The organism is Paenibacillus qinlingensis, assembly GCF_013204845.1.
GTDB classification, from domain to species: Bacteria; Bacillota; Bacilli; order Paenibacillales; family NBRC-103111; genus Paenibacillus_E; species Paenibacillus_E qinlingensis.
The window spans coordinates 1-14,814 of the sequence record NZ_JABMKY010000040.1 but is presented as its reverse complement, the minus strand read 5'-3'; the positions used below and the strand labels follow the sequence as shown (position 1 = coordinate 14,814).

Annotated in this window: 11 protein-coding genes; 2 read left to right on the top strand and 9 right to left on the bottom strand. The window is 44.8% G+C overall.

Going from position 1 to position 14,814, the window contains the following annotated elements:
• Positions 1–75: 75 nt before the first annotated feature.
• The 9 genes from HQN88_RS36245 to HQN88_RS36205 all read right to left on the bottom strand — a co-directional run bounded on the left by HQN88_RS36245 (position 76) and on the right by HQN88_RS36205 (position 12,077).
• Positions 76–1,632 carry an extracellular solute-binding protein gene (locus tag HQN88_RS36245; RefSeq protein WP_173121330.1) on the bottom strand — a complete coding sequence of 519 codons (1,557 nt, stop codon included), beginning with the start codon at positions 1,630–1,632 and terminating at the stop codon, positions 76–78.
• Between the two features lie 78 nt (positions 1,633–1,710).
• Positions 1,711–2,586, bottom strand: coding sequence for a carbohydrate ABC transporter permease (locus HQN88_RS36240; RefSeq protein ID WP_173121328.1), 876 nt, complete (start codon positions 2,584–2,586; stop codon positions 1,711–1,713).
• Positions 2,587–2,598: 12 nt separating this feature from the next.
• Complete coding sequence (locus tag HQN88_RS36235; RefSeq protein WP_173121326.1) at positions 2,599–3,564, bottom strand: ABC transporter permease; 966 nt, start codon at positions 3,562–3,564, stop codon at positions 2,599–2,601.
• 198 nt (positions 3,565–3,762) lie between these two features.
• Entirely contained in the window at positions 3,763–5,046 is a 1,284-nt protein-coding gene (locus HQN88_RS36230) for an FAD-dependent oxidoreductase (RefSeq protein WP_246320643.1), read from the bottom strand.
• A gap of 50 nt (positions 5,047–5,096) precedes the next feature.
• Complete coding sequence (locus tag HQN88_RS36225; protein ID WP_173121322.1) at positions 5,097–6,356, bottom strand: hypothetical protein; 1,260 nt, start codon at positions 6,354–6,356, stop codon at positions 5,097–5,099.
• Between the two features lie 110 nt (positions 6,357–6,466).
• Positions 6,467–7,333 carry an AraC family transcriptional regulator gene (locus HQN88_RS36220; protein WP_173121319.1) on the bottom strand — a complete coding sequence of 289 codons (867 nt, stop codon included), beginning with the start codon at positions 7,331–7,333 and terminating at the stop codon, positions 6,467–6,469.
• A 75-nt stretch (positions 7,334–7,408) separates the two neighbouring features.
• Positions 7,409–9,286, bottom strand: a complete 1,878-nt coding sequence (locus tag HQN88_RS36215; protein ID WP_173121317.1) for a cache domain-containing sensor histidine kinase — start codon at positions 9,284–9,286, stop codon at positions 7,409–7,411.
• Positions 9,287–9,303: 17 nt separating this feature from the next.
• Positions 9,304–10,920, bottom strand: a complete 1,617-nt coding sequence (locus HQN88_RS36210; protein ID WP_173121315.1) for a response regulator — start codon at positions 10,918–10,920, stop codon at positions 9,304–9,306.
• 116 nt (positions 10,921–11,036) lie between these two features.
• Positions 11,037–12,077: a LacI family DNA-binding transcriptional regulator gene (locus HQN88_RS36205; RefSeq protein ID WP_173121313.1), complete on the bottom strand. Its 1,041-nt coding sequence runs from the start codon at positions 12,075–12,077 to the stop codon at positions 11,037–11,039.
• A 234-nt stretch (positions 12,078–12,311) separates the two neighbouring features.
• On the opposite strand from HQN88_RS36205, the gene HQN88_RS36200 reads away from it, so the two are divergent.
• Complete coding sequence (locus tag HQN88_RS36200; RefSeq protein ID WP_173121311.1) at positions 12,312–13,724, top strand: FAD-dependent oxidoreductase; 1,413 nt, start codon at positions 12,312–12,314, stop codon at positions 13,722–13,724.
• Between the two features lie 20 nt (positions 13,725–13,744).
• Complete coding sequence (locus HQN88_RS36195) at positions 13,745–14,356, top strand: SGNH/GDSL hydrolase family protein (protein ID WP_173121309.1); 612 nt, start codon at positions 13,745–13,747, stop codon at positions 14,354–14,356.
• The last annotated feature ends 458 nt before the right edge of the window (positions 14,357–14,814 follow it).

The following is a 14,814-nucleotide window of genomic DNA, read 5'->3' as shown; positions in this document are numbered from 1 at the left end:
GAATATGGCAATACTCCAATAACATAAAGGAATATTGCCACATTCTACTTAGCTCATTACATATACTCTTACTTATTATTTCTTAGCAGTTGCGTACCAATCGTTTACCTCTTTGTAACTTGCGTCTCCGCCTGAGGATTTGAATTTGGTTTGGAAAGCTTCAAGACCCGTCAATGGTTCAGCACCAAAGATCAACTTCGTCGTGTAGTCACTAACCATTACGTTCAACTGTTGGAAGTTTTTGGAGAATTCAGGCATGAAAGGAGCATAGCCTAACGGATCTGCCGATCTCGATGTTGCTGGTTGAACAACATTCATGAAGTTCCAAGCGTCGAATATACGCATATCTTTACGAACACGAGCCTGCCAATAAGTTTGATAGATTCTGTCGTCCGTACCTGTTAAGAAGTTGTTGGCTTGATTACGCTCATCTGTAAAAATCGGTTGAATCGGTGTATAAGCGCCATCTTTCAACGTGTAATGTTTATTTTCTTCACCAATTGCCATCGTTCTGAATGTATCTTTCTCAAGCTTCGCATTCATCCATTTAATCGCGTCTTCCGCATGCTTGGAAGCTTTAGGAATGTAAGTAATACGATCGAAGCCTGCTGAAGCGCTTAAACCGGATTTCCCATCTTTTCCTTTTAGCGTTGGAATATAGGTAGCTTTTGCTGAAGGAATATTTTTGACTAAAGCATCTGTAACGACCGGAACATCAGCCCAGTGAAGCATAATGATTCCCGCTTTACCGCTTGAGAATTTCTCTTTGGCAGTTGCATCTTTATTAGCAGCGAATTCTTTGTCGAGCAAGCCTTGTTTAAAGAGATCACCAACATAATTGACATAGTCTTTATAAGCAGGGTCTAGTACGCGAGGTGTTAGCTTGCCGTTCACATCATTCCAGAAGTTCGCAAGACCAAATGCACCAGCAATGTTAGGGATAATCGGAGCTTCACCTTTAACGGTTAAAGGAATATTTTTGTCCCCGTTTCCACCAGGATCTTTTTCTTTGAAGGCTTTCAGAACAGCTGTAAGTTCATCCAATGTTGTTGGCGCTTTCATTCCTACTTTATCAAGCCAATCTTGACGAATATATAAGCTTTCGCCTGCAAAAGAGAGCGTTGTTGTTGGGATCGCGTATAACTTTCCATCAATTTTGGCAGCTTCCAAAGCAGAAGGAGAAATGGCTGCTTTAATATTCGGACCGAACTTGTCGATCAGCGGACCTAAGTCCGTTAATGCACCTTTTTTGGCATAATCTGCGTATAGGGCTTTAAAGTCTGTTGATCCACCTGTTGTAATTGCATCATAAGATTCCCCAGAAGCAATTAAGATATTCAACTTGTCCGCCGGTTTATCCTGTGGCAGCATATCGTATTGCACTTTATAACCTGTTGCTTGCTCCAAATATTTAGCAACCGGATACGTATTATAGTCGTCCTTTTGCCAAATTTGAAGCGATTTCAATTCCGGCTTAGGTCCAGCTGAAGCAGTAGCTGCGGCAGTTGTACCAGCTTGGGCTGGTGTGCTGCTTCCTGTATCCGTACTTTTGGAAGCGCAACCGACAAGAGATGTTACAGATAAGCTTGCTGCTACAGCTAGGAGCATCATTTTCTTTTTGTTTTTTAACATGTGTTGTAAACCTCCCTAGTCTTCTGTTTAATATATCATTAAACCCTCGATGTTATCATCAAGGGTTTTAATGCAAATTCACCCTTTTACAGATCCAATAAGTACGCCTTTGACAAAATGCTTCTGCAAATATGGATAGACAAGTAGCATCGGAATAATTGAAGCAATGACGGTTGCAGCTCTAATACCTTCTGCAGATACGTTCATCAAATCATCAACACTTTTGTTCATCGCACTGGAGCTATCAGCATCCATGACGATATCACGCAAGTAGAGTTGTAATGGTTTAAGACCAGCATCATTAATGTAGAGCATCGGATGGAAATAGTCGTTCCAAAAATAAACCGCATAGAACAGTGCAATCGTTGCGATGACAGGAACACTTAACGGAAGAATAATTTTCCAAAGAATCGCGAAATTGCGAGCGCCATCCATTTTGGCGGATTCTTCAAGCGCCTCTGGCAAGGATTCATAATAACTTTTGATAACTAACATATTGAACACACTAATCAGTGCTGGCAGCATCAGCGACCATAAACTATTGATTAAGTGCAGTTTCTTCATTAGCAAGTAATTCGGAATAATTCCACCATTAAACATCATTGTGAAAATAAATAGCACCATAATAATGGAAATACCGGGAAGATGTCTTTTGGACAATGGATAGGCTGTTAATGCTGTTACCACAATGGCAATCACGGTACCTACAACCGTAATTAGTAAAGATATCCCAATCGAGTGGAGAAATTGGCTGGAGGACACGACATACTTCATCGTATCTAACTGGAAACCAACTGGAATAATCCCAACTTTTCCGGATACTACAGCTGTTTCTTCACTAACTGCTTTGGACAAAATATTCGCAAGTGGCAGCACAGTAGCTAGGCCGCAAAGAATTAAAACAAGATAAATACATATATCAAAGGTCCAATCACCAAGTGATTTTTTGTGCATGCTCTCTCACTCCTACCATATGCTTCGTTTAATCAGCTTTTTACTGAGTTCATTACCGGCTACGATTAGAATAAACCCAACAAGAGAGTTGAATAATCCGACCGCTGTACTAAAGCTATAATCCTGTTGACCGAGCCCCTGCCGATAAACGAATGTCCCGATTACATCACCAGATGCATAGACGACGGAGTTGTACATCGTTAGAATCTGCTCTGTACCCGCTTCAAGCAAGTACCCCATGCGTAAAATTAAGATGAGAACGATGGTTGGTACAATTCCTGGCAAAGTAATATGAAGCATTTGTCTGATGCGGCCTGCTCCATCGATCGAAGCAGCTTCATACTGTTCCTGCTCGATACCTGCAATGGCTGCGATAAAGATAATGGCGTTCCAACCTGATTCCTTCCAACCTGCGGTGAAAACGACTACACTTCGGAAAAAGTGGTTGTCCAGGAAGAAAGAAATTGGCGTCCCTCCGAACCACGCAATGACATTGTTCACTAGACCACCTGACGGTGAGAGGATATTAATGAACAATCCTGAAATAATAACCCATGACAAGAAATGCGGGAGAAAGATAATGGTTTGAATCGTCTTCTTGAAGAAAGCCTTTCGAACCTCATTTAAAAAAAGTGCAATGATGATCGGTATTGGGAAAAGAAGTACGATTTTGTATACACTGATTACCAAGGTATTTACAAAAACCTGATAAAACTCTTCCGAATGAAGCAACTTCTCGAATTGATCTAGACCGACAAATTTACTTCCGGTAAAACCATCGAAAATATTAAAGTCTTGAAAAGCGATGACAACCCCATACATAGGGGCATATTTGAATATTAGCAAAAATAGGATCCCTGGGATTAATAAAAGGTATAAATCATAATTAGTGACAATCAGCTTCCAACGGCCGCTACCTTGGGTCTTGGGCTTGGCGTGAGCTGTTTTTCGTTCAGTCTCTGCAAGTGTTACACTCATGTATGGCTCACCTCCGTGTTCTTATAGGTCAATTATATAGGTGGTCAGAGTCGACTTGTAGATGGTAATATTTCTGTTTCTGGTGCAATCTTATGATATTTCGCAAAAAAAGCCGACCTCTTTACCGAAGAGGCGGCTTTTCTCATAACTCTGTATTTTTGTATTTAAATGGATATTTATTAGTTTAATTCCAGTTAACTATGCGTGATGTGACACTTGCCCTTGTTTATAAAAGAGAACATTTTGACTACTTAGCGCGCTGTGAAGTGTGTCAATCGAAACGTCCTGGACAGCACAGGCGTCATCCGTAGCGATGGATGCTGCGATTCCTGCAGCTTGCCCTAGTGCGTAACACGTAGCCTGCACCCGCATGGAGGACATCGCTACATGCGTAGCTGAAATCGACCGTCCCGCTACTAGCATGTTATCCAACTGCTCTGTCACCATGCATCGGTAAGGGATGTCATAACCATCGACCTTACGCTCATCTGTCGTTTTCTTACCATCCGGACTATGGATATCAATCTCGTAATTCGTTTGTGCGACCACATCCGCAAAGCGTGTTCCGCTGACAACATCTTGCTCCGTTAATGTGTATAGACCTTGAATCTGGTTAGTTTCACGAACGCCCACTTGATTCGCAATATGTGACAGCGCGTAGGTTTCAAATCCATTGCGTTGTAAGTAGTTGACGACGGAAAACACTTGTCTCAATGCCTCTGTTTCCGCGTAATTGACGTCCTCGATTTTGGCACCATTGCCTTTGACACGTGTCATATTCACAAGCAATGTTCCGTCATTGTTTCGTTCCCAATATAAACGGCGGCCTTGCGGTAGATCCGATATTTCATCATATCGATAGCAGCCTTCAGGCAAAATTTGTGCTACTGGCTTACCTGTATTTTGCATCATAAACATCAATGTCATGGGTTGGGTCATGCCATCTTCATCTCGTCCGGACGTGTAAGGTACACCCGCATCTAGTGCAGCTCTTGCATCTCCCGTACAGTCGATGAACTGCTTGCCTTCGAAAGCTTTCAACCCCTCCCGCGTCGATACGATGACAGCCTTCACGCTTCTGTCTTCCTTCACCGTGCCGATAAACTCAGCATGATAGATGACGTGTACGCCTTCCTTCTTCATTTTCTCATTTAAGTACTGTCTCAGTATGAAAGGCGAATATTGCGGGGCGATCGAAACATCATGATCCTTAGGCAAATGGTCGGCCAGTGCTTCGGCAATCATCTCCCGGTAAATACCAGTTACATTACCAATCGGCATAAAAATACTGACGTTTCCGAGCGTCCCCATACCGCCTAATTGGCCCGATTTTTCCAACAAAGTGACTTTCTTCCCTAATCTCGCTGCGCTAATGGCAGCTGCCGTTCCAGCAGGTCCGCCGCCAATAACAACGACATCAGCTGAATCATACGTTTCGATCTTTCTTTGAAAATCATAAGTTTGGGTAGGTTGGGTGCTCATCGTCATCCTTCTTTCATTACGTTAAGTTATTTTAAAATGCCCCTACATTATTACCCTTCAGCCTCTTGAAGTTTAGCCCACATTTGAAAGAACTTCTCTCGCTCTTCCATCTCTACATCCGCAACCTGCCTTACATAATCCAAGTCCTCACCGAACATTTCCGGCGTCCACTTGCGACCGAAAGCAGCATGCGTCACTTCGTCGGCCCAGTCGTAATCCTGGAATCGCTCCATCAACGGGTGTTTGGCATCGTCACGGCAGAATTCGTACTCGGCAATTTTGCCAGGACGCCTCATCGCCTTCTCCTCAAAACCAATGCTCAAGAGCGCATATCGCTGGGCGGGAAGCTTTCCGATAATTGGATCATAACCGCCTACGTATTGCCGCAACGCCATCCAATCAATTCCTTCTGCCTCAAGCGCCGCCTGGCCAAACAACGCGTGCCGTACTTCATCCCACAGATGCCGAGCCAAATCCTGATAAAACTCCCAAGGCATCAGCTTCAGGTCATAAATGACGCTCGCCAGATTCTCTACTGCCGACATTTCTTCTTGCCTGGCCTTCATCATCGCGATCAAACGGATTTTCACAGGATCATCCGGCAAGTTCGGTATGGCCGTTCGTCCCATGGCCGGCGATCCCATCCTTTTCGCATCCCGAACGGCATGTTTCGGCATTTCATACACCTTGCCCGATCGCCATCTAGCGGGAACATGCGTGGAAGTGCCGTGCTCGCCGCTAATACCTCCCGCTGCCTCTAAATAGCTTATCATTCTGCTTTCGAATTCCGCGGCTAACTCTAAGGATTCCCCTTCTCGCTGTAACGCCTCAATCATGCCCTCTCCCCACTCGATCTGTTCTCGCAAATCGGAAGAAAGTGCCTTTAGCAGACGCACCGTCGGATAATCGACAAGCTGCTGAGTCTCTGCCATATGTTGTGTATATGCTTTTAGTAAGGCCGGTTTCATTACCCTGTACAGACCGACAAGCAGTTCCAGATCACTCTCCGCATGAATTAACTCCTCAAAAAGCAAGGTCAGTGTCACATTTGGATCTTTTTGCAAAAGCATGGGAGAAGTTCTCAGTTCTAGAATTCGCCGACGGAGTGAACCTGCCGCCTCTGCGTCCTCATACAGATGCTTGCCCAGCGCTGCCTTCAGATGCCAGTGGGCTCTTGCTGGAAGCTGCCCTGCTCCTAAGCGGAACATCTGCTCATGGATATACCTATATCTTCGCAACACCTTTGAGTTCTTCTCTACACTGTAAGTGCCAGTACCAAAAGGATTTGAAATACCTGCATACGAGATCATCTTGGCCTCCCTGAGTTTGAAGTATAGGGTGTATGGCACTATTATAGGTGGAGAAAGCATCGTTTGGCTTTATCAAAACACGCTTTTGATTTATCAAAACGTCTTTTTTCTTATTCACGTCTCGTTTGACTTGGCGGGCATCCAAATCGAAGTTTATACATTTTTGAAAAATGATGCACACTCGAGAATCCACAACTGTCAGAGATGCTCTGCAGCGACATTGAGGTGCCACGCAACAGGTCAGTCGCATAATCAAGCCTAAGCTTCAACAAATATTGATGAGGGGCAATACCGAACTGATTTCGGAATATCATGGAGAAATAGGAGCGTGACATAAACGCTTTACGGGCCATTTCCTCTACAGAAAGCGGTTCAGATAAACGATACTGCATATAAGCTGGCACCCAGTTTAAGGAAATTGTATTTTTATGTTCAGAGCTTTCATGAGACGTATATTCTTTTAATAGCTCCAGAATAATTTCTGCGGCATACACATGCGCTTGAAGCTTAGCCAGTGCATGTTGACGGTTCCAGTGCTCGATAATTTGCAGGAGGACATCCACCATCCATTCATGCCTTGTAGATTTAAAAACAACAGGCACATCAATGTCAGCAAACGTTGTTAAATCTGGTTGCAAATTGACCAATTCAGGTTGATTGCCACGCTCCACCGGCATAATCATAGGAAGTCGCTCTCCACCTCCAGACGGGAACAAATCAAAATGGAGCGCCAATACCGTCAGCGGCGACTCCGATTCGATCTGATGCAGAACACCAGGTTGAATAAAACTGAACTGCCCAGGCTTCAAGCTATGTTTATTCGCATCAATAGATAATTCTGCTGAACCTTCTTGTACGTAAAGCAGCAAATAATCAGTAATGATTCTCGCGTGCGTATTCCACTGTTTAAAATACAACTGATCAGCGTATCTAATGTGTGGTATTACATCTTGATTTAGAATGGATTCGGCTGCCAAGACATTTACTTCCTTTCTCCCAGAACATCACTAACCGAAAGAGCATTCATCATCGAATGAGGAATGCTCTTGTTGCTAGCTGCTAGATTCTGTTATTTGCCGTTGCAATTGAAATCTTGCTGTAATCGTCGTTCCTTCTCCAAGCTGAGATTGAATGCTTAGCCCATAGGCTTCACCCGAGAACAAACGAATTCGTTCATTCACATTGTATAAGCCATATGAACTTCCAGAACCATCTGTTCGCATAGCCGGTCTAGGTTCAGTTAGCAAAGTTTGGGCAAAACCAGGATCCATACCAATACCATCATCGGTGACGGACAACAGCAGGTTATCATCTTCTATGAAGGCGCGAATCGTGATTTTACCTGTTTTCCCTTTGGATTTACGTATGCCGTGAAGTAAAGCATTTTCTACAATTGGCTGCAAAGTGAGCTTGGGAATGAGGCACGATTCTAATGTATATCCTTCTTTAGAGGCTTCATCCGATTCATCCTTCCCTACTAGCTCAAAGAAGAATTCGAAGCTTTTGGGAAAACGCGTCTGTTGTATTTCTAGGTATACCTTAGCAAGCTCAAGCTCATCCGTAACAGTTACGACATCCCTCCCCTTATTCAAACTGAGCCTGAAATACCGAGCAAGTCCGTCGATCATTTGACTAATGTCGTGCGCTTTATGTCCAATGGCAATCCAATTTATCGTATCCAATGTATTGTAGAGAAAATGGGGATTAATCTGTGCTTGCAAGGCACGCAACTGTGCCTCTCGCTCCTGTACCTTCGATCTGTAGGTTTCTTCCATTAAATCCTTCACGCGATGAATAAGATGATCCACACTTTTTTCTAGTAGATTAAAATCGCCATCCGATGTGATCGTCCTTTCCTCAAGGCCAGCCACACCTTCGCGTTTAATGGCTCTAATAACCGTCTGGACGCGGCGATTCATCCCTCGCACGATAAAGGCTAATAAAATGAAAACGAGGATCAAGAATAGTATCGTCACCCCTGTTAACGTAGCTACACTCGAAAATTGATTTAACGAGGCAGCTCGTGAGTTGATACCCTTCTTCGGAACCTCAGCTACAAGCTTCCAACCTGTGGCGTCTACTGTGGTGTAAACGACATATTGTTGCGTATCATTCTCAACAATGGGCGATACACCTTCCTTGTTTGCTTCAATAGCCTGTAGAACCGATTTCGATTCTAAATTAGTCCCTAATAAGGATTTATCGCTGTGAAACACAATGGAGCCATCCGGAGCAACGATAAAGACACTCTGGTCTTTGTTCAGTGAGATGCCTGCGACAATATTTTCAAGCGTCTTCGCTTCTACGTCTAGGGATAAGTATCCGGATACACTGTCGAAATGATTTGGGTCTCTTAGGAGGCGAATACCAGAGAATATAAATTTGGTATCCTCTGGATTCTCAATAAAATTTTCCTCATAAACACCTGTCCAAACGAGATGACCGCTAGCATTTTTTACTTTCTCATACCAAGGACGTGTCATGAGTGTTTCAATGGTGAAAAAATTTACTTTCTCATGAGAAAATAGCTTTTTCTCATCTACATATAGTCGAACACGAAACACATTCGTATTGGTCTGGATATTATCAATTAATAATCGCATTTCTTTTAAGGCATCAATTTGGTCGCTGTAGGAGGACGAATTATTTAAATACTCCACTAGCTTCAGATTTGTAAACAACGAATTCGACGTATCCCGCAAGTTATCAAACTGATGATCCAAATTAATTTCAGCCTGTTTCAACGTTTGAAGCATCGAACGCGTCACTTCTTCTTCCAGAATGTGCGAATATCGCTGGGAATAGGCATATAGAAAAATGGAAGCAGGTATGATAATCAACACCGCGTAGGCGATCAGCCATAGCCTTGCTGCAAGAACACTTTTGAAAATCATCGTAATAAACGTCCAGCCTCTGTTCTTGACATGCACGATGAACCCTACTCTCTTTACATGACTTGCTCACGGAAGGAGCTCGGTGTATACCCCGTATATTTTTTGAATATTTTGCTAAAATAACTAGGATCCGAATACCCCACTGCATAACACACTTCATAAAATTTATTAGCGGGATCCTTTAATAGTGCTTTCGCTTGCTCCACGCGAACCTTGGTCATATACTCGTTAATCGTTTCCCCAGTTTCTTGTTTAAAAAGCAAACACAAATACGTCGTAGACAGGAATACTTCGGTCGCGATATCGCCTACTTGCAAATTCTCCGCATACCGTTTATCAATAATCGCCCGCGTGCGTTCGATCACATTTTTGGATTTGCCATTTCGTTTCTCACCAATGCGCTCACATACCTCGACCAGAAACACTTCAACAAGACGATGTAAAGCGCCTAACGTTTCTTGCTGGAACACTTTAGCCATAAGCTCGTTTTCTTTGCTTGCGAGATCTTGCTTCTGTACGTGCAGTTCCAATAATATGCGACTGGCTAAAAGCAACAATTGAAGACTGATGTTACGTCCATACGCAATACCATCTGTTCGGTTACGCGACAGCGCATTGTACATCTCGTGCAGTTCCTCCTGCACTTTCAAGGTATCTGCAGACTTTAAGGATGAAACGATACGCTCTTGCTGAGAGGCATCAAATCGATACACACTCTCCTCGGCTTGCTCCAAATTGTCCATCGAAATGATCTGGTTTTTGCCTAAAAACCATCGTTGATCGGCCGCTTCCCTCGCTTGCGAATAGGATTGCGGCAGGCTGGCAAGTCTAGAAATCCGTTCACCTACCCCGATCGTCACACTGATTTTCAAATAATTATGAAGGCTTTCGCGAACTTCCTCTGCCAGGGTGAACAGCAGGTTCTCCTGATCATCTTCCCCAGCCATACGAAGAATGCCTACGAATTCGCCGATCTGATTTTCAAAAACATAGCCGCCAATATCTCGCTCAATCAGCTCCTGCACAATATTCAGAACCGAATAGGACAGCAGCTGTTGGTCTCTCTCTGACCGGGTTTGCGCAACCTCAGTGGCATCATCGATACGAATAGCTATGACCCAATAGGCTCCCTCCATTGGCAAGTTCAAATTGAGAAAATCAATACGATCTTGCACACGTGATGGGTAAATAACACCTTCTCGAATCAGCGACATCAGAAATTTCTCTTGCAGCAGAGGCATGCTCTGTATGAGCTTGACCTGCATATCTTCAATGAGCTTGCGCTCTTGCTGCTCGGCATGGAGAGAGCTTACTAAGCGTTCTATAACAATCTCCAACTCGCCTAAATTAACAGGCTTAAACATATAATCAACCGCTTTAACCTTCAGCGCAGATTTCAAATACTCAGCATCATCGTGACCACTGACGAACACAATTTTGATATGAGGAAACCGTTCACTTATCTGGTTGGACATCTGAATCCCATCCATATTAGGCATTCGCACGTCTGTTAGGACCAGATCCGGCTTCTCACGCTCGATCACCTCTAGTGCTACGTCACCATCGTCTGCTTCGCCTACAACCTCAATCCCATGTGCCTTCCAGTCAAAATAATTACTTAACCCGAAACGAACTGTCGGTTCATCATCCACAATGACAAGTTTATACATCTGGTGTCGGCCTCCCTAATCGCAGTTCTCTTCATTATAACTTGGACAAAGCCAGGAGACATAGGAGGATCTTATGATTTCTGGTGCGATCTTAAGGTGAGAATTGGAGGGATGGATTAGGATGTGATCCCTGTGGTGGTAAGACCGATATGAAATTCTCCCTGAATGCGAATATGTTCAAAAGGCAATGTCGGATTGGCAATTCGCCACAGCATCCGATCCGCTGCGCGGTATCCCGTTTGTGAGATTGGAAGAAGCGGACGTGTAAATTCCGGTAAACCATCAGGTTGCTCATTGAGGAAGCCAACTAAGGAAACATCGTCTGGTACTCGAAACTGAAGCGCCTTGCAAATGTCATAGACCACTGACACTTCATGATCAATGCCGCAAATAATGGCAGTTGGCTGTTGTTGTTGAATTTGATTGAGGAGTTCATTATGCCACGCCAAGTTGGTGTCGCGGTGACCGATACAATGCTCGGAAGGCACGATCGTGATGCCAGAAGCTTGCATCGCGTAGCCAAAAGCCTGCCAACGCAGAATAGATCCGCGCTGCATTTGGATGTCACCTACATACATAATGCGCTCATGCCCTTGACTACGCAGATAGGCCACTGCCTGGCAAGTCGCTTCGTACACATCCCAGATAACACTATCAATTTTAACACCCGACGGTGGAAAGCTTAGCAGAATTCGGGGAATGGGAAGGTCAAATAGCGCAGCTTCCCACTCCTGAGGCAGAATACTCGGCGCAATGAAAATACCGTCCGCATATTGGACTCCTGCCTCCTCTAGCCACACCGCCATCTTCTCTTGCTTTATGCGCTGCGGCAGCATAAGCAATTCTATGCGATGCCCGAAGGAGAAGAATCGATCTTGCAGACCTTGTAACAGCAAACGATTATAGGACACAGATTCTGCTGTCTGAACAAGCAAAAAACGCAGACGCTCATTCGGATAAGGTGCAATATGATCCAACCTTAAACTACGGATCTGATCCATCGTGTAATATCCGAGCTTCTCGGCAGTATGAACAATGAGTTGGCGAGTAGCTTCTGACATACCATGCTTGCCCTTCAGTGCTTTATTGACGGTTTGTACCGTTAAGCCAAGCTCGATGGCGATTGTTTTCATGGTGACGGCTTTGCGGGTTGGCATGGGGTTATTGTACCTCCAAGACGTTGTTTGTAACGGACAAAAGTTAAAAAACATAACTGATATGACTTATCCATGTCCACTATATCATGCTTACTTTTTAGATGAAACAAAAATTAAACTAGTTCCTTTCCAACAGCGATCTATAATGAAAACAAAGGCTTTCTGAACACGTAAACGCGAGAACATTGCGGCGCTTAGACTCGCCTACGTCCACCCACTAGGAGGAAAATTCGAATGACTAACTCATCTACTAACAACTCAACCGTAACCATACCTGCTCAAAAACTTACTGTCAGTCACACCCCCGATGTCGTTGTTGTTGGCGGTGGCGCTACAGGTATTGCCGCTGCAATTGCTGCTGCACGTAATGGTGCCAGCACGCTCTTAATTGAGCAACGAGGCTACCTAGGCGGCATGGGAACAGCTGCACTTGTACCTGCATTTTGCCCATATACCGATGGAGAAAAACCTGTTATTCGTGGTATCGGTCTCGATTTGCTTGAGAAAATGAAGCACGCAGCAGGAGAAGATTTCCTAAACCGGTATGAACAATTATTGGACTGGGTTCCGATCGATGTCGAAACGCTCAAACGCGTCTATGACGCTGAAGTGCTTGCTAGCGGCGCACAAGTACTATTCCATACCGTAGCTGATCAAGTGCTGCTTGATGGGGATCGCATCAACGGTCTTGTCATTAGCAATAAATCCGGCCGCTCCGTCGTGCAAGCGAAGCTGTACATTGATGCCTCTGGAGATGCGGATCTTGCAGCATTGGCTGGAGTTCCTTTTCAAGTTGGGGGCGAAAATGGTGAGCTCCAGCCTGGTACGATGTGTTATGTCGTTACTGGTGCAGATAAGGATCGCTTCAGTCAATTTCTCGCTGAAACGGGTCAGCATCCGCAACTTGAAGAACTGGTAACCTTAGCCCAGCAAAATGGTGAACTGCCTGAAGGACGCAAACGCATTTCAGGGATGGCTTGGATATCGAACTCCGTAGTTGGTTTTAACTTCGGCCACGTCTTCAATATAGACGGAACAAAAGCGGAAGATTTAACACGTGCCGCGATCGAAGGACGTCAGTTAATTGATACACAAATCCGATTCTTGAAGAAATATGTGCCTGGCTTTGAGAATATTTTCCTTGTCCATTCCGGCGATCAAATCGGTATTCGCGAAACCCGCCGCATTCAAGGCGACTACACCCTAGTCGTGGATGATTTCCTCACGATGCGTACCTTCGAGGATGATATTGCCCGTAATTCCTACTTCATTGATATCCATTTGGCGAATGCCGGTTCCACAATGACGATTAAGCATCTGCCAAAAGGTAAATCCCACGGCGTACCTTATCGCTGTATGCTTCCGCAAGGCAAATCGAATCTCATCGTCGCAGGACGCTCTGTTTCGTCTGATCGTCCTGTACAAGGCTCGCTTCGCGTTATGCCGAACTGCTTTGCGATGGGGGAAGCGGCAGGCGTTGCTGCCTCAATGGCGAGCGTTAATGGTGTCGGTTTCCGTGAAGTGTCCATCCCTGAATTACAGCGTAACTTGATCGCACAAGGTGCATATCTGGGAGATAATCCAGGACTGGCGTATGCAGATCGTGAAGTCGCTGTCGGTTCTGTTCATTATGAAGAAGAGAATTAATTGAAAGGAGACTCACAAACTTGCTTAACAAATGGGCGGGCAAAACTTGGGGCACCCTCGGAGATAGCATTACCGAAGCAGGCGGGTATCAGCCGTTAGTGCAGGAAGCATTGGGCTTCGCGAGCGTGATCAACTATGGCAAAAGCGGCTGCCCCATGACAGCCGGGGGCGACCGTGACTATGGTGCGACGACTCATGTAGGTCGGACGATCGACACATCTTTGGATTGTGTTACCATCTTCGCCGGGGTCAATGATTTTCGTTTGGATAAGCCTATCGGGGAGCTGGGCAGTACGGATGTCTTTACGTTTCATGGCGCCTATGCCACATTAATCGAGAATATTTTGACGAAAAATCCGACGTGTCGCTTGAGCCTATGGACACCGTTGCAGCGGGATAAAGATCAATATGACATTTTCTATGTGAACGCAGTTGGCCATCGCCTCATTGATTACGTTGAAGCTATCAAGCAGATTGGCTTGCTGTATGGGCTGCCTGTGCTTAATCTGTATGCAGAAAGTGGATTGAACAAGCTGACACTGCCTCACTTCACATCGGATGGCTTGCATCCGAATGAGGCTGGGCATCGGCGGATTGCTGATATGGTTGTGCCGTTTTTGTTGGGATTGTAAAAAGTTTAAAAACAGCCGATCTCGGGGGTTAGATACCTGGGGTGGCTGTTTTTTTTATTTTCATGGGGACTGATGAAAGGGTGGATGACTTGCGGGAGTTATGGTGGGCGGGTGGATGATGGATGACTTGTGGGAGTTCTGGTGGGCGGGACGGGATTGGATGACTTGTGGGAGTTCTGCTGGGCGGGTGGATGGTGGATGACTTGCGGGAGTTATGGTGGGCTGGCGCGACGGGATGGATGGTGGGCAACTAGCTAGTTTGTACAAGGTTGCGAAATAGCTGGATACTATCCAGCTATTTCATCGAATTCGGCCTATTTATTGAGAATAAATGGAAAAATGAAACTAGAATAAAAAGTAGACACCTCGTTAGGAGATGAGGATAATAATCTTATCAGGAGGTGTTCATTTTGGGTGAACAGCGGCAAAGGTATAATGATGAATTTAAACAACAGACG

Bases quoted from the DNA above. Each gene is read 5' to 3' on its own strand.
- HQN88_RS36245 (WP_173121330.1), bottom strand. From the start codon at position 1,632: ATGTTAAAAAACAAAAAGAAAATGATGCTCCTAGCTGTAGCAGCAAGC.
- HQN88_RS36240 (WP_173121328.1), bottom strand. From the start codon at position 2,586: ATGCACAAAAAATCACTTGGTGATTGGACCTTTGATATATGTATTTAT.
- HQN88_RS36235 (WP_173121326.1), bottom strand. From the start codon at position 3,564: ATGAGTGTAACACTTGCAGAGACTGAACGAAAAACAGCTCACGCCAAG.
- HQN88_RS36230 (WP_246320643.1), bottom strand. From the start codon at position 5,046: ATGAGCACCCAACCTACCCAAACTTATGATTTTCAAAGAAAGATCGAA.
- HQN88_RS36225 (WP_173121322.1), bottom strand. From the start codon at position 6,356: ATGATCTCGTATGCAGGTATTTCAAATCCTTTTGGTACTGGCACTTAC.
- HQN88_RS36210 (WP_173121315.1), bottom strand. From the start codon at position 10,920: ATGTATAAACTTGTCATTGTGGATGATGAACCGACAGTTCGTTTCGGG.
- HQN88_RS36205 (WP_173121313.1), bottom strand. From the start codon at position 12,077: ATGCCAACCCGCAAAGCCGTCACCATGAAAACAATCGCCATCGAGCTT.
- HQN88_RS36200 (WP_173121311.1), top strand. From the start codon at position 12,312: ATGACTAACTCATCTACTAACAACTCAACCGTAACCATACCTGCTCAA.